Raw genomic sequence first — 15,682 nt, 5'->3', positions numbered from 1 at the left:
GCAATGTCGCAATACCATACCTTCACGGCCAGCGATGCGGTGGCTTATGCACAACAATTTGGCGGTCTCGACGACCCGTCGGAACTGGTGTCCGCGCAGGAAGTGGGTGACGGTAACCTCAACCTGGTATTTAAAATTTTTGATACCCAGGGCGTGAGCCGCATTGTCGTTAAGCAGGCGCTGCCCTACGTCCGCTGCGTCGGAGAGTCCTGGCCGCTGACGCTCGATCGCGCCCGACTCGAGGCGCAGACGCTGGTGACCCACTATCAACACTGCCCGCAGCACACGGTAAAAATTCACCATTTCGATCCCGAGCTGGCGGTGATGGTGATGGAAGATCTGTCCGATCACCGCATCTGGCGCGGCGAGCTTATCGCCAACGTTTACTATCCGCAGGCGGCGAGCCAGCTGGGCGAATACCTGGCCCAGGCGCTGTTCCATACCAGCGATTTTTATCTCCATCCTCACGATAAAAAAGCCCAGGTCGCGCGCTTTATTAACCCGGAGATGTGTGAAATAACCGAGGATCTGTTCTTCAACGACCCCTACCAGGTTCATGAACGCAACAGCTATCCGCCGGAGCTGGAGGACGATATTGCCGCCCTGCGCCACGATAGCCAGCTCAGGCTGGCGGTGGCCTCGCTCAAGCACCGCTTCTTTTCCCAGGCGGAAGCGCTGCTGCACGGCGATATTCACAGCGGCTCCATTTTCGTTGCCGAGGGCAGCTTTAAAGCCATCGACGCCGAGTTCGGCTATTTCGGCCCGATTGGCTTTGATGTCGGCACCGCCATCGGCAACCTGCTGCTCAACTACTGCGGCCTGCCGGGCCATCTGGGCATTCGCGACGCCGCCGCCGCGCGCGAACAGCGCCTGAACGATATTCAGGCGCTGTGGACGACCTTTGCCGAACGCTTCCAGGCGCTGGCGGCGGAGAAGAGCCGCGATGCGGCGCTGGCCTATCCCGGCTATGCCTCAGCGTTCCTGAAAAAAGTGTGGGCGGATGCGATTGGCTTCTGCGGAACCGAGCTGATTCGCCGCAGCGTCGGCCTGTCGCACGTCGCTGATATCGACAGCATTGCCGATGAGGCCATGCGCCACGAATGCCTGCGCCACGCGATTTCGCTCGGCAAAGCGCTGATCGTGATTGCCGAACGCATCGACGGCGTCGACGAGCTGATCGTCCGCATTCGCCAGTACGGCTAATCCCTTCCCGGTCGTTCCCGGGCAGCGCGCTGCCCGGGCTCTCCATTCACCGCCCTTCCCTACCCCAAATACTCGATCACCGACAGTCCGCCGTTATAGTCGGTGCTGTAGATAATCCCCTGCGCGTCAACGAACACGTCGCAGGACTGGATCACCTGTGGGCGACCCGGACGGGTATCCATCATCTTCGCCGGCGCCGCGGGCACCAGCGCCCCGGTTTCTACCGTCCGGTAGGGGTCGGAGATGTCGTAGGCCCGCACCCCCGCGTTTTGGTAAGTGGCGAAAATCAGCGTCGAGCTGACAAAACTCCCGGGGCGATTCTCATGCAGATTATGCGGGCCAAAATGCGCCCCTTTCGCCACATAGTCGCTCTCCCGCGGCTGCGGGAAGGTCGAGATGCTGACCGGATTCGCCGGGTCGCGGATATCGAACAGCCAGATCAGCTTCTCGCCGTCCTGCTGGTTGTCGAGCACCGCCTCGTCCAGCACCACCAGTAAATCGCGATCCGGCAGCGGCAGCGCGGTATGGGTGCCGCCGCCAAACGGCGGGCTCCAGTTGCGGTGGCTAATCAGCTTAGGCTGGGTGCGGTCCTTGACGTCGAGCAGGGTCAGACCGCCGTCGCGCCAGCTGCCGTAGGCGGTATCTCCGGCGATAATGGCGTGATGCAGGGCGTAGCGTTTACCCTGCGGCCAGCTCGCCGTCTCCCCTGCCGCCTGGTTCATCCCCGGCAGCCACCAGCGCCCGGCGACCTGCGGCTTGCGCGGATCGGCGAGATCGATAGTCAGGAAGATATAGTCGCTAAAACCGTCGATCAGCGCGGAAACGTAGGCCCAGCGGCCGCCGACGTACCAGATCCGGTGAATGCCGATCCCGTCGAGCGACAGAAAGCTGATTTCACGCGGCTTATCCGCAACGGAGATATCAAAAATACGCAGCCCGGCGCTCCAGCCCTTCTCCCGTACGTCGCTGACCGTCTCGCCCACCGAACGGGTATAGTAGACCTTCTCGTCGGCGAAGCGGGCGTCGGCAAAGAGATCCCGGGCGTTGATCACCAGCAGCAGATCGTCGTGCGCCTGCAGGTGGACGTTCCAGGTGCCGGGCGGCGCGGCGACGTAGTTCACCGCTTTGGGGTTTTTCGGGTCGCGAACGTCCACCACCGAAAAACCCTGGGACACCATGTGGCCGATATAGGCAAAACCACGATGCACCATCAGCTGGACGCCGTCCGGGCGTCCGCCCTGATCGCTATGCCCAATCAGCCGCATATTGCGGCTGTAGTCGGGACGCGGGAGTTCCGTCGCCATACCTGCTCCTTACTTGTTTTTGGCTTCCAGGGTGGCGAACCACGGGGCGATAAAGTCTTCGGTCTGGCCCCAGCCCGGAATGATTTTGCCAAGCGACGCCACGTTCACTGCCCCAGGCTGCGCGGCCAGCAGCGCCTGAGGAATTGCCGCCGCTTTAAAATCGTAGGTCGCAGGCGTCGGTTCTCCGGCAATCTTGTTAGCCACCAGGCGCACGTTGGTTGCCCCGATAAGCTTCGGATCGACGGCCACGCTCACCTTCCACGGGCTGCCGGATTCGCGCATCAGCTGCAGATCCTGGTTAGAGATATCAATGCTGTAGAGCTTAATTTCGGTGCGCCCGTTCTCTTTCAGCGCCTTATAAGCCCCCTGGCTGAAGGCGTCCCAGGTGCCCCAAATCGCGTCAATTTTGCCTTTCGGGTATTTCGCTAAGATCGCCCCGACCTTGTTGGCGGTATCGCCCTGGACGTCGGAGGAGACGGCACCGATCGACTCCATCTCTTTGATGCCCGGGTTCTGCTTGAGCAGCGCCTGGTAAGCCACCTGACGGCGCTCCATCGGCGGGAAGCCGGCGACCCACAGCTTGATAATGTTGGCTTTACCGTTGAAATCTTTCACCAGCTGACCAAAGGAGAGATCGGTCAGGGAGGCGTCATCCTGCTGGGTCACGGTCACGCCCGGGATCTCGCCGCTGACGGCGGTGTCGAATACCGCGACCTTAATCCCGGCGTCCACCGCCTTCTTCACCAGCGCGGTCGAGTAGGGATCGCGCCCCTGGGAGAGAATAATGCCGTCATATTTCTGGCTAATGGCCTGATTGACGAAGTCCTGGAATTTCGCGTCGTCGCCGTTGCTCAGGAAGGTGCTCATTTTAAAGCCGAGCTTCTTGCCTTCCTGGATAGCCCCGGACACAAACTGGGTGGTGTTATCATCGGAACCCAGGTTACGGATCACCGCAATGCGGATCGGCCCTTTATGTTCAGCGATAGCGGCCGGCACCGGCGTTGGCGTCTCAGCATAGGCGGCTACGGAGTTGAGCAGCCCCAGCGCGATAAGAGAAAGCGTTATTTTTTTCATCATGTTTACCCTGTTTATAATTAGGTGCGGCGCTGAAAATAGGTCAGTGCTAACGCGCCAGCCAGCACCAGCCCTTTAATAATGTCCATTGCGTAGTACGGAACCGAGAGCATCACTAGGCCGTTGGAGAGCACCCCGAGGATCACCGCCCCCACCAGCGTGCCCAGCGCGTTCGGTTTGCCCGAGCCCGCCAGCGAGAAGCCGATCCACGCCGCCGCCACCGCGTCCATCAGGTAACCGCCGCCGGCGTTCACCTGGGAGGAGCCGATGCGCGACGCCAGCAGAATGCCGCCGAGGCCCGCCAGCAGCGAAGCGATAACGTACGCCGCCACCTTGTAGCGCGTGATGCGCAGGCCGGAAAGACGCGCGGCCTCCGGGTTGCCGCCGATGGCGTACATCCGGCGCCCGTGGGTGGTGAAAGAGAGCGCCAGCTGGGCAACCACGGTCACCGCCAGCATAATGATGACAATCGTCGGCACCTGCCCCAGCAGGCCGAACGCCGCCGGAATGGCCCCTTCAGCCATCTCGCCGCTCGGCAGCACCATGTTCTCGGTAATCGAGCCGCCGTAGCTGTAGGTCATCGCCACGCCCTGAATCACGAACAGGCTGGCGAGGGTCGCGAGCATGTCGGGAATGCGCAGCACCACGATCAGAAAGGCGTTAAACAGCCCCACCAGCGTACACAGCGCCAGGGTGATCAGAATCGCCTCGGTGGTGCCAAATCCGTGCCAGACGAACAGCGAAATCACCAGCGCGTTCGCCAGCGAGGCGGTCGAGCCGACCGACAGGTCGAATCCGCCGATGGTGAGCGAAATCGACACCCCGATGGCGATCACCGTCACGATGGCAATCGAGCGCAGAATGTTGATGATGTTGAACGGGTCGAGGAAGTTATCCGATGCGAGGCCAAAAACGGCGATCAGCAGCACAACGGTCAGCAACATGCCCCATTTGTAGAGAAAATCGAAAAATCGCTGACGGCTCGATGCCGTCGCGGTAGCGGTCAGGGCCTTGCTCACGCTGCTGCTCCTCCGGTGGAGTAATAAAGTAGGGTCTCTTCGCGGGCCTCTGCGCCCGCTATTTCTGCCACAATGCGGCCATCCCACAGCACGCAAATACGGTCGCACAAACCAACCAGCTCCGAGAATTCGCCCGAGGCGTAGATCACCCCTTTGCCTTCTCGCGCCAGCCCGTCGATCAGGTTGAACAGGTCGGTCTTTGCCTTCACGTCGACGCCTTTGGTCGGCTCATCAAAAATCAGCACGTTAGCGCTGCCGCGCAGCCATTTACCGATGGCCACCTTCTGCTGATTGCCGCCGGAAAGACGACGCAGCGTCTGGCCCGGGCCGGTGGTGCGAATACCGATCCGGGCCACCACCTCCTCCGCCCAGCGCCACGCCTGGCGATGGCCAAACAGGCTCCAGCGCGAAAAGCTGCTATCGGCGCTCACCGCGAGGTTCATAGCGATAGGCTCTTCGATAAAAATCCCCTCCTTGCGCCGCTCCTCTGGCACCAGCGCCAGCCCGCGGGTGACGGAGTCCGCCGGGTCGCGCGGGCGCCACGGCTGGCTATTCAGCTCGCCGCGCGTCAGGCGGCTTTTGCTGGCGCCGAACAGCGCCTTACATAGTTCGGTTTTACCGGCTCCCGCCAGCCCGGCGATGCCGAGAATTTCGCCTTTGCGCAGGCGCAGAGAGATATCCTGCAGCAGCCCCTCGTCGTGCAGCCCTTCCACCTGGAGCAGCACCTCTTCACCGTGCGGCGGGCGCTTCGGCGGAAAAATATCGCTAAGCTCATGGCCGAGCATCTTTTCCACGATCTGCTCGCCGCTGAGCTCCGCCATCGGGCCGCTTTCGATCAGCCGTCCGTCGCGCAGTACCGTTAAGGTGTCGCAAATGGCCTTCAGCTCATGAATGCGGTGGGAGATAAACACCACGCCGATCCCCTGCTGCTGCAGGCGGCGCACCACGGTGAACAGGCGTTCGCTTTCGTGACGATCCAGCGGCGCCGTCGGTTCATCAAGGATCAGGAAGCGGCAGTGGTGCGACAGGGCCCGCGCCAGCAGAATTTGCTGCTTCTCGGCCAGAGAGCAGCTATCGATAGAACGCCGCACGTCAAGAACGATATCCAGCTGGGCCAGCGCGGCCCGGGCCTGCTCGCGGAGCCGCCGCCAGCTAAAGCCCTGGCCCGGCAGCGCCAGCCGGTCCAGCATGATGTTCTCGGCAATGCTCAGGCCGGGAACCAGCGCCACGTCGACTTCCTGCTGCACCAGATGAATGCCAAGCTGCTTTGCATCGCGTGGAGAACGAATATTGACCGGCTGATTATTGATGACAATCTCGCCCTCATAATGCGCGTGCGTCCCGCAGAGCACCGCCATCAGCGTCGATTTTCCCGCGCCGTTGGCGCCGGTCAGCGCGTGCACGGTCCCCCCCTTCAGGGAAAACGCCACGTTGTTCAGCGCCCGAAAGCCGGAAAAGGCCAGGTTAATGTTGTGCATCTCGAGGCGATTGGCTGTCATCCCCTGCTACCCTTTACGATTAATATTTTGATTTAATGAATTTTTCACAGCCGCCCTTGACTGACAACTGCGTAAAAGGCATAAGATAAAACGAAATAATATTAGCCATCCGGATGTCCAGACATAACATCAGGTTAGCGAAACGACAATAAGGTCAGCCTCTATGAGCAACAGCGATATCCGCGTGGTCCCCGGCCCCGCCAACTACTTCTCCCATCCCGGCAGCCTCGCGCGGCTGAATGATTTTTACAGCGCAGAGCAGCTTTCCCGGGCGCTGTGGATCTACGGCGAGCGGGCAATCGCCGGCGCAGAACCCTTTTTACCCGAGGCCTTCAATGCGCCCGGCGCCAAAAAAATCCTCTTTAAGGGCCACTGCAGCGAAAGCGACGTCGCCCGGCTGGTCCACGAGGCGGGTGAAGACCGCTCCGTGGTGATTGGCGTCGGCGGCGGCGCGCTGCTGGATACCGCCAAGGCGGTGGCCAGGCGGCTTGCGCTACCGGTGGTGGCGATCCCAACCATCGCCGCCACCTGCGCGGCGTGGACTCCGCTGTCGGTGTGGTACAACGACGCCGGCCAGGCGCTGCATTTTGAAATTTTCGACGACGCCAACTTCCTGGTGCTGGTGGAGCCGCGGATCGTCCTCAACGCGCCTGAGGAGTATCTGCTGGCGGGGATCGGCGATACGCTGGCGAAATGGTATGAGGCGGTGGTGCTGGCACCGCGGCCGGAAACCCTGCCGCTGACCGTACGCCTGGGGATTAACGGCGCGCTGGCGATCCGCGACGTCCTGCTGGAGAGCAGCGAAACGGCGCTCGCCGACCGGCAGCGCGGCGAGCTGAGCCAGCCGCTGCTGGACGTTATCGATGCGATTATCGCCGGCGGCGGGATGGTCGGCGGCCTGGGCGAGCGCTACACCCGGGTTGCGGCGGCCCACGCGGTGCACAACGGCCTGACGGTGCTGCCGCAGACGGAGAAGTTTCTCCACGGCACCAAGGTCGCCTACGGCATTCTGGTGCAGAGCGCCCTGCTCGGCCAGGACGAGGTTTTAGCCCAGCTGGTGAGCGCATATCAGCGTTTTAACCTGCCGACCACCCTGGCGGCGCTGGATATCGATATCAACAACCGGGGCGAGCTGGATCGGGTCATTGCCCATACCCTGCGCCCGGTCGAGTCCATCCACTTCCTGCCGGTGGAGCTGACGCCGCAGACCCTGTACGCCGCCTTCGCGAAGGTGGAAAATTTTAGCCACGCCTGATGCGACGACGCCGGTCGTGAAAACGGCCGCGGCAAAAAGAGGCGGTTTGAAGGATTACGTATATACCTAATGATGCATCTCAACGCTCACGTCACGAGGTCATCATGCAGATCGATTTAACAGGTAAGAAGGCGCTGGTTACCGGAGCCAGCCGGGGGTTAGGCCGCGCGATTGCACTATCGCTGGCGCAGGCCGGGGCCGATGTCGTTATCACCTACGAAAAGTCCGCCGACAAAGCCCAGGCGGTTGCCGACGAGATTCGCGCTCTCGGCCGCCGCAGCGAGGCGGTGCAGGCCGATAGCGCCAGCGCGCAGGCCATTCAGCACGCCGTCGCCCGCACGGTGCAGAGCCTCGGAGGGCTGGATATTCTGGTTAATAACGCCGGGATCGCCCGCGGCGGGCCGCTGGAGTCGATGTCCCTGGAGGATATCGATGCGCTGATCAACGTCAATATTCGCGGGGTGGTTATCGCGATTCAGGCGGCAATCCCCCATCTGCCGGACGGCGGGCGGATTATCAATATCGGCAGCTGTCTCGCCAACCGCGTCGCGTCTCCCGGCATTGCGGCGTACGCGATGACTAAATCGGCGCTTAACTCCCTGACCCGCGGCCTGGCGCGCGATCTGGGGCCGCGCGGCATCACCGTTAACCTCGTGCACCCGGGGCCAACCGACAGCGATATGAACCCGGCGGACGGCGAACAGGCCGAGCCGCTGCGGCAGCTTATTGCGCTCGGACATTACGGTCAGCCTGAGGATATCGCCGCGGCGGTGACCTTTCTGGCAAGCTCGGCGGCCGGACAGATTTCCGGTACCGGTCTGGACGTAGACGGGGGACTTAACGCCTGAGGGGATGGCCTAGCAGCACTTCGCGCCGCCCTTGCCGCCGTAGCGCGCGTCCTGGCGCTCGCGAAAGAATTCTTCGTAGGTCATCGGCGTCTGCTCAGGGTGGGTCTGGCGAATATGGGCGACGTAGTTATCGTAATCAGGCACGCCAATCATCATCTTTGCCGCCTGGCCTAAGTATTTTCCCGCTTTCGAAAGGGTATCGAACATTTTTCTCTCTCACATCATCCTCTCCCTTACGGGAGAGGATTAGGCTAACAAAAACCGGCTGGCTAATGCGCGCGTTTCGCCTGGGTGACCAGGCTCTCAGCATCGGCGGGCATCGCTTCGTACGGCGTCTCTCTGGCGGTAGGATGCTCCTCTTTCAGCGCCGCCAGCGCGGTTTTGATTGAGAACAGCGCCAGCACTACCACCACCACCATAAAGAAGATGGTCAGACCGGCATCCAGGCGGTTGTTAAAGACCAGCTGCGCCAGCTGGGATTCGGTGTACTGCGGCGGGATAGAGCCGCTGTCGATCATCGCCTGGAACTTATTGGCGATCGCCAGGAAGCCAACTTTGGTATCCGGACTGAACGACTTCTGCCAGCCGGCGGTCAGGGTACAAATCAGCAGCCACGACGTGGGCAGCAGCGCGACCCATGCATAGCGCTGACGTTTCATTTTAAACAGTACCACCGCACAGAGCATCAGCGCCATCCCTGCCAGCATCTGGTTGGCGATGCCGAACAGCGGCCACAGGGTGTTAATCCCGCCGAGCGGGTCCACCACCCCCTGGTGCAGGAAGTAGCCCCACGCCAGCACGCACAGCGCCGTCGCCAGCAGGTTCGCCGGCAGCGAGCTGGTTCTCTTCAGCCCCGGGCTTATCACGCCGAGCAGATCCTGCAGCATAAAGCGCGCCGCGCGGGTGCCGGCATCCACCGCCGTCAGAATAAACAGCGCTTCAAACAGAATGGCGAAGTGGTACCAGAAGGCGACGTCCATCAGGCCGCCCAGCGAGCCGTGCAGGATGTAGGCCATCCCGACCGCCAGCGTCGGCGCGCCGCCAGCGCGGGAGATAATCGACTGTTCGCCGACCTCGCTGGCTATCTGGCGCAGCGTATCCGGGGTGATGCTAAAGCCCCAACTGCTGACCACCTGCGCGGCGGACGCCACCACGTCGGTGGTTCCGGCCGGCGCCAGCACCGCCATCGGGCTGTTCATCGCAAAGTAGACGCCGGGGTCGATAACGCAGGCCGCCACCAGCGCCATAATGGCGACGAAGGATTCCATCAGCATGCCGCCATAGCCGATAAAGCAGGCCTGGCCTTCGTTGGCCAGCATTTTCGGCGTGGTGCCGGAGGCGATCAGCGCGTGGAAGCCCGACACGGCGCCGCAGGCGATGGTGATAAACAGGAACGGGAACAGGCTGCCGCTCCACACCGGGCCGGTGCCGTCAATAAATTTGGTCAGCGCCGGCATGGTTAGCGTCGGGCGCATGATCAGAATACCGATCGCCAGCCCGACGATGGTGCCGATTTTCAGGAAGGTCGAGAGGTAGTCGCGCGGGGCCAGCAGCAGCCAGACCGGCAGCACCGAGGCGATAAAGCCGTAGCCCACCAGAATCCAGGTCAGCTGCACGCCGGTGTAGTCAAACCACGGCGCCCAGGTCGCGCTTTCGGCAACCCATCCGCCGGAGACGATGGCAAACACCAGCATCACCAGGCCAATCACCGACACTTCGCCAATGCGCCCCGGGCGCAGATAGCGAATATAGATCCCCATAAAGACCGCCAGCGGGATGGTGAAGGCGACGGTGTAGGTTCCCCACGGGCTGTGGGTCAGCGCTTTCACCACGATCATCGCCAGCACCGCGAGGATGATCACCATGATCATAAAGCAGGCCACCAGCGCCAGCACCCCGGCGGTGGGCCCCATCTCCTCTTTCACCAGCTCGCCGAGCGAGCGGCCGTCGCGGCGGGTCGAGACGAACAGCACCATAAAGTCCTGCACGGCGCCGGCCAGCACCACGCCGGCGAGGAGCCAGATCATCCCCGGCAGGTAGCCCATCTGCGCCGCCAGCACCGGCCCAACCAGCGGTCCGGCGCCGGCAATGGCCGCAAAATGGTGACCGAACAGCACTTTCTTATCGGTCGGAACGTAGTCGAGGCCGTCGTTGTGCCGCACCGCGGGCGTCATCCGCGTCGGGTCAACCGCCAGCACGTTTTTGGCGATGTAGAGGCCATAGAAGCGATAGGCAATCAGATAGATACAGACCGCCGCCACGACAATCCATAGCGCATTAATCTGTTCGCCGCGGTTTAAGGCTATGTAGCCGAGGGCAAAGGCTCCAATGACGGAGAGCAGTGTCCAGATGAGGTATTTCCCTGAATTATTCATTATCGGGTTCCACGGGTAGGGTAATCAATCTGTTACATTTTGTTTCTAGAACACAACGCAGATTTTAACAACGTCGAAACCCTGGAGATGTCGCCCGAAGGCAGGGATTTGTCTCACATTGCTAGCGAGATCACTTCTGGCAGGAAAATAGATGAAAACAGCAGGGTCGGAAAGACGCTCGCGCCGCGCCCGAACGGGCTACAGAAATAAAACCGTAGCCTGAACGGGACGCGGCGCGAACCGGAGGATGGTGGAGCGCTAGCCGAGCACCGAAGTACCCAGGCGGCAGGTGCAGCAGCGCCGTCCGCGTTCGTCGAAGACGGCAATTTCCCAGCTTTGCCCCTGGCGGCCGAGGTGCAGAGGGCGGCACTCGCCGCGAACCTTCCCGCTGGAAACCGCCCGATGATGGGTGGCGTTCAGCTCGGTGCCGACCACGCACTGGCCCTCTTCGGTCATCAGCCAGCCGGCCATCGAACCCAGCGTCTCCGCCAGCGCCGCCGACGCGCCGCCGTGCAGCAGGCCAAAGGGCTGATGGGTGCGGGCATCGACCGGCATTTCGGCCTCCAGCAGGCCCTCTTCCAGCCGGGTATAGACAATACCGAGATGGGCCACCATCGTATTCGCGCTGGTGGCGTTAAGCGCCTCCAGCGTCAGCTGACGTTTCCAGGCCATCTATGCCCCCAGCGTCGAGCCGCCGTCAACCACGATATCCTGCAGCGTGATATGGCTGGCGTGATGAGAGGCGAGGAACAAAATGGTGCTGGCGATCTCCTGCGGCCGGGCGATCTTACCCAGCGGAATGCCGAGCTTGAACTGCTCGCCAAAACCGCGAATGCGCTGCTGCTCGGCGTCATCGCTGACCCACAGCGTGCGCTGCATATCGGTGTCGGTTGAGCCCGGCGAGACGAGGTTGCAGCGCACTCCGCTGCCCGCCAGCTCAAGCCCGACGGTCAGCGCCAGGCTCTTCAGCGCCGCTTTCGATGCGCCGTAGGCGCTCATCCCGATGCGCGGCGTATGCGCGGCGTCGGAGGCCACGGTGACGATTGCCCCGCCCCGCTGGCGGCGGAACTGGGCCATCGTCTGCTGGAACAGGTTAAACGCACCGCCAACGTTAACGGCAAAGGTCTGCTGCCACTCCTCAACGCTCAGCGCATCGGTCGCGCCCATGCGTAAAATACCCGCCGCGTTGACCAGCACGTCGAGACGCTCAATGCCGTTCAGCAGGCGCCCACACACCTCAGCCACCTGCGGCGCGTCGGCCACGTCCAGCGTCTCGGTGGCGAACGGATAGCTTTCGCCCGCGAAGGCGAGGTCAAAACCGGTGACCTGCGCCCCGGCCTCAACGAAAGCCAGGGCGGTGGCGTAGCCGATGCCCTTACCCGCCCCGGTCACCCATACGGTCTGACCCTGAAAATCGAGCGCGGCCACTACTTCACCTCGCGGGAGAGCAGCGCCCACCAGGCATCAATCGACGGATTTTTCGCCAGCATCACGAAGTCGATATCGCCGTGCACTTTGCGCCAGCGCGCGGCCAGCGCCATCATGCGCACCGAATCCAGGCCGTAGTCGATGAGATTTTCATCATCCATCGGCTCGTCGGACTCGTCGAGCAGCGGCAGCACCAGCGCGCGCAGCGCCGCCTTTGACGCCGGCAGCGGCAGCAGCTCTTCGGTCATCACCACCCGACCGCAGCGTCCGGCAACGTATTTCAGCGCCATCAGATGCTCTTCGCGGCTAAAGTCCGCCAGCGCGTCGGCAACGAAGAACGGCTTGATGTCGCGCATAAAGGCGTCGGTCGCGGTCGTCATGCAGCCGATATGGGCATAGACGCCGGTGACGATCAGCTGATCGCGCCCGGCCTCTTTCAGCATCTCTTCCAGCGGCGAACGGTGGAACGCGCTGTAGCGCCACTTCACCAGCACAGTGTCGTTTTCGTCCGGCGCCAGGGCGGCAATCACCCGCTGCTGCTCCGGCGAGCGGGTCAGGCCCGGTCCCCACATATCGTTCAGCAGGGCGCGGTCTTCATCGCTCTGCTCCTTCGGCTGCGCGGTGTAGAACACCGGGATATCGTGCTGCTTGCAGAAATCGCGCAGCGCGGCAACGTTGGCGACCACTTTCGCCATCATCGCGCTATCTTCACCCCAGAAGTTGAGGAAATACTCCTGCATATCGTGGATAAGCAGCGCGGCGCGGGACGGCTCAAAGGCCCAGCTCACTTTGTTCGCCGGGATATCGCTGGCTTCCGGCAGCGCGTAAGCCTGTAATTGAGGAATGGCCATTCTGTCTTCTCCTTCAGCCCAGCTTGCGTTCAGCCAGCCACTGACGTAATTGTTTTTTATCGACTTTGCCCACCGGCGTCAGCGGCAGCGCGTCCACGCACTCCACCCGATCCGGCAGCTTAAATTCAGCCACGCCCTGCTCGCGCAGGAAGCGACGTACCGCGACCGCGCGCAGCGGCTCTTTGACCACCAGGTACGCGCAGCTTTTCTCCCCCAGCAGGCTATCCTCCATGCTCACCAGCGCGGCATGGATCGTCGCCGGGTGGCGCAGCAGCAGGTTTTCAATCTCTTCCGCGGCGATCTTCTCCCCGCCGCGGTTGATCTGATCTTTCTCGCGCCCCTGCACGGTGATATAGCCGTCTTCGTCGATCGAGATCAGATCCCCCGAGCAGTAGAAGCCGTCGGCGTCAAACGCCTCCAGGTTATGCTGCGGGCTTTTATAGTAGCCGCGGAAGGTATAGGGCCCGCGGGTCATCAGGCGGCCGACTTCGCCGCGCGGCAGCGGGTTGCCTTCGGCATCGGCGACCCACACTTCGTCGTCAGGGCTCATCGGGCAGCCCTGGGTATTGATAATGCGCTGCTGGCTATCGTTGAGGCGGGTGTAGTTCACCAGCCCTTCCGCCATGCCGAAGACCTGCTGCAGCTGGCAGCCAATCTCGGCCGGAATGCGCGCGGCGAGCGTCGCGGACAGGCGCGCTCCGCCAACCTGCAGCAGCTGCAGCGACTGCAGCTGCGCATTGCTGCCCCATTCGTGGATCGCCTGCAGCCACAGGCTGACCGCCGGCGGCACCAGCGAGGCAACGTTAATCTGATGCTTTTCAATCAGCGGGAAGCAGAGCGTGGCGCTCGGGTCGGCGGCAAGGATCACCCGGCCTCCGGCCAGAAACACCCCCAGCGATCCCGGCGAGCTCATCGCATAGTTATGCGCCGCGGGCAGCGCGTTGAGATAGCGCGTCTCGGCGCTAATCGCGCAAATTTCATTGCTGCGGCGAATGCTGTATTCGTAATCGTTATGGGTGCGCGGGATAAGCTTAGGCGTGCCGGTGCTGCCGCCGGAGAGCTGGAAAAACGCCACCTCATCGGCAGGCGTTGGGTTGGCGATAAAGCCCTCGGCGGGCTGGGCGATCGCCGCGGCAAGGTCATACTCGCCGCTATCGCCGCGCAGCAGCGCCACCCGCACCGACGGATGCTGCTCAATAAAGCCGTTGAGGAAGCTATCGTCGGCAAATAGCGCGTGCTGGCGATCGGCCACCAGCAGCGCCGGTTCAATCTGCGTGGCGTAGGCGTTGAGCTCGCTGCGCTGATGGCTGAACAGCGCGTTGACCGGCGCCACGCCGATGCGCAGCAGCGCAAAGAAGGTGATATAGAATTCGGCGACGTTGCCCAGCTGTACCAGCGCGGTTTCACCGCGTTTGAGCCCCATGCCCTGCAGGGAGCAGGCGAGATTATCCACCAACCGGTTGAACTGGCGATAGCTGTACTGGACTTCGCCGTCGATAATCGCCACGGCATCGCTCGCCGCGTGACGGGTAATCAGCTGAGTTAACGGCAGATCCTGCCAGTAGCCTTTTTCACGGTAGCGGGCGGCAAAACTTTCCGGCCAGCGGTTAAATGCAATCATCATCGCCTCTTAATACAAGCCGAACACGTTCAGCATAGTGGTCAGTTTGACGCCGGTTTCGCGCCACTCCCCCAGCGGAGAGGAGGCCGGAACGATCCCTGCGCCGGCAAACAGGCGCAGCGTGTGCTGATGCAGGCGGGCGCAGCGAATGGTCACAACCCACTCACCGTTGCCTTCGTCATCACACCAGCCGACGATGCCGCCGAACAGCTGGCGATCGAACGGTTCCAGTTCGCGGATCAGGCGCGTGGCGGCCTGGTGCGGGAAACCGCTGAGGGCCGGCGTCGGATGCAGCAGGCAGGCCAGCGACATGGCGTTTTCCCCGGCCGCGGCGGTCCCGGCAATGGGCGTCGCCAGATGCCATAAGGTTGGGGTGGTGATCAGCTGCGGAGAGTCCGGCAGCGACAGCTCGCGGCTGCGCGGCGCAAGCACCGCCTTCATCGCCTGGGTCACCAGCTCGTGCTCGTGGCGATCTTTGCCGGACGCCAGCAGCTTATTGCCCGCCTCGCGATCCAGCACATCGTCCGGCTGACGCCGGGCCGAGCCCGCCAGCGGCAGGGAGCTAAAGCTATCGCCCTCTTTACGCAGCAGCAGCTCCGGGCTGGCGCCGAGCAGAACGCCGCCGTCCGAGAGCGGCACGTGGAAGTTATAGCTGGCGGGGTTTTGCGCGATCAGGCGCTCCAGCAGCGCACCGCTGTCCACGCGATCGCGGGTAGTGATATCGATCAGGCGCGACAGCACGACCTTATCGACTTCCGGCGTAGCGGTCAGCGCGGCGGCGCGCTCGACCATCGCCATAAATGCGTCCTGCTCGGGGATCTCCTGGCGGGCCACCACGTCCATCGCCGCCTGGCCCGACGCGTAGCGCGCGGAGCGCTGCTTGCCGGTGCGGGAGAAGGTTTCCCAGCGCTCGGGAATAAACAGTTCGGACGGCTGGCGGGTATCGAAGGGGATCGCGCCGACCATCACCGGCTTGCTGATCCCGGCGGCTTTCGCCTCCTGGAACGCGGCGGCCATTTTTTGCTGGAATTCACCGGACAGCGCATCGCCGTCGGCGGCGGAATGAGAGAAGCGCCTGAAACAGCCTGAAGTGCTAAAACTGCGGTACGGCGACATAAAGAAGAAGCTTTCTGGTGCCAGGGTCATTTTTTGTTCCCGTACATCTTCGGCCATTGACGTTTCCATATCATCCTCCAAAAACGATA

14 protein-coding genes are annotated in these 15,682 nt (G+C 62.4%); 3 read left to right on the top strand and 11 right to left on the bottom strand.

Annotated elements, in window-relative coordinates; translation table 11 throughout:
• Window positions 1–3 precede the first annotated feature (3 nt).
• Window positions 4–1,203 carry an S-methyl-5-thioribose kinase gene (mtnK, locus tag EDF75_RS01955; RefSeq protein ID WP_133596762.1) on the top strand — a complete coding sequence of 400 codons (1,200 nt, stop codon included), beginning with the start codon at window positions 4–6 and terminating at the stop codon, window positions 1,201–1,203.
• A gap of 59 nt (window positions 1,204–1,262) precedes the next feature.
• On the opposite strand, the gene EDF75_RS01950 is transcribed toward mtnK, so the two are convergent.
• Genes EDF75_RS01950 through EDF75_RS01935 form a run of 4 tightly spaced genes read right to left on the bottom strand, consistent with a single transcriptional unit; the run spans window position 1,263 to window position 6,099 of the window.
• Entirely contained in the window at window positions 1,263–2,507 is a 1,245-nt protein-coding gene (locus EDF75_RS01950) for an LVIVD repeat-containing protein (protein ID WP_133596760.1), read from the bottom strand.
• Window positions 2,508–2,516: 9 nt separating this feature from the next.
• The gene (locus tag EDF75_RS01945) at window positions 2,517–3,581 is read right to left on the bottom strand and encodes a sugar ABC transporter substrate-binding protein (protein WP_133597969.1); all 1,065 of its coding nucleotides are present in this window, start codon (window positions 3,579–3,581) and stop codon (window positions 2,517–2,519) included.
• 20 nt (window positions 3,582–3,601) lie between these two features.
• Window positions 3,602–4,600: an ABC transporter permease gene (locus EDF75_RS01940; protein WP_133596759.1), complete on the bottom strand. Its 999-nt coding sequence runs from the start codon at window positions 4,598–4,600 to the stop codon at window positions 3,602–3,604.
• Window positions 4,597–6,099 (bottom strand): sugar ABC transporter ATP-binding protein, encoded by a 1,503-nt coding sequence (locus EDF75_RS01935; protein WP_133596756.1) that lies wholly within the window; start codon window positions 6,097–6,099, stop codon window positions 4,597–4,599. The genes EDF75_RS01940 and EDF75_RS01935 overlap by 4 nt, the downstream gene beginning before the upstream one ends.
• Window positions 6,100–6,262: 163 nt before the next feature.
• Here EDF75_RS01935 and EDF75_RS01930 point away from each other — a divergent pair, with 163 nt between their 5' ends.
• Both EDF75_RS01930 and EDF75_RS01925 read left to right on the top strand, forming a co-directional pair.
• Window positions 6,263–7,354 carry an oxidoreductase gene (locus EDF75_RS01930; RefSeq protein ID WP_133596755.1) on the top strand — a complete coding sequence of 364 codons (1,092 nt, stop codon included), beginning with the start codon at window positions 6,263–6,265 and terminating at the stop codon, window positions 7,352–7,354.
• Between the two features lie 104 nt (window positions 7,355–7,458).
• A complete protein-coding gene (locus EDF75_RS01925; protein ID WP_133596753.1) occupies window positions 7,459–8,202 on the top strand; it encodes an SDR family NAD(P)-dependent oxidoreductase in 744 nt (247 codons plus the stop codon).
• A gap of 9 nt (window positions 8,203–8,211) precedes the next feature.
• Here the strand turns inward: EDF75_RS01925 and EDF75_RS01920 are convergent, their stop codons facing one another.
• The 7 genes from EDF75_RS01920 to entC form a co-directional block, all read right to left on the bottom strand.
• Window positions 8,212–8,409: a YbdD/YjiX family protein gene (locus EDF75_RS01920; RefSeq protein ID WP_041144534.1), complete on the bottom strand. Its 198-nt coding sequence runs from the start codon at window positions 8,407–8,409 to the stop codon at window positions 8,212–8,214.
• 62 nt (window positions 8,410–8,471) lie between these two features.
• On the bottom strand, window positions 8,472–10,577 hold the full coding sequence (gene cstA / locus EDF75_RS01915; protein WP_133596751.1) for a pyruvate/proton symporter CstA: 2,106 nt from the start codon (window positions 10,575–10,577) through the stop codon (window positions 8,472–8,474).
• Between the two features lie 258 nt (window positions 10,578–10,835).
• Window positions 10,836–11,249 (bottom strand): proofreading thioesterase EntH, encoded by a 414-nt coding sequence (gene entH, locus EDF75_RS01910; protein WP_041144532.1) that lies wholly within the window; start codon window positions 11,247–11,249, stop codon window positions 10,836–10,838.
• Window positions 11,250–12,005, bottom strand: a complete 756-nt coding sequence (entA, locus tag EDF75_RS01905; protein ID WP_133596749.1) for a 2,3-dihydro-2,3-dihydroxybenzoate dehydrogenase EntA — start codon at window positions 12,003–12,005, stop codon at window positions 11,250–11,252.
• Window positions 12,005–12,856 carry an isochorismatase gene (locus tag EDF75_RS01900; RefSeq protein ID WP_045854420.1) on the bottom strand — a complete coding sequence of 284 codons (852 nt, stop codon included), beginning with the start codon at window positions 12,854–12,856 and terminating at the stop codon, window positions 12,005–12,007. The genes entA and EDF75_RS01900 overlap by 1 nt, the downstream gene beginning before the upstream one ends.
• Window positions 12,857–12,869: 13 nt before the next feature.
• Entirely contained in the window at window positions 12,870–14,477 is a 1,608-nt protein-coding gene (entE, locus tag EDF75_RS01895; protein WP_133597967.1) for a (2,3-dihydroxybenzoyl)adenylate synthase EntE, read from the bottom strand.
• Window positions 14,478–14,486: 9 nt separating this feature from the next.
• A complete protein-coding gene (entC, locus tag EDF75_RS01890; RefSeq protein WP_133596747.1) occupies window positions 14,487–15,662 on the bottom strand; it encodes an isochorismate synthase EntC in 1,176 nt (391 codons plus the stop codon).
• Window positions 15,663–15,682 lie beyond the last annotated feature (20 nt).

Origin of the sequence: Klebsiella sp. BIGb0149, assembly GCF_004362605.1 — a bacterium.
GTDB classification, from domain to species: domain Bacteria; phylum Pseudomonadota; class Gammaproteobacteria; order Enterobacterales; family Enterobacteriaceae; genus Klebsiella; species Klebsiella terrigena.
This window is presented reverse-complemented; position numbering and strand designations above follow the sequence as displayed.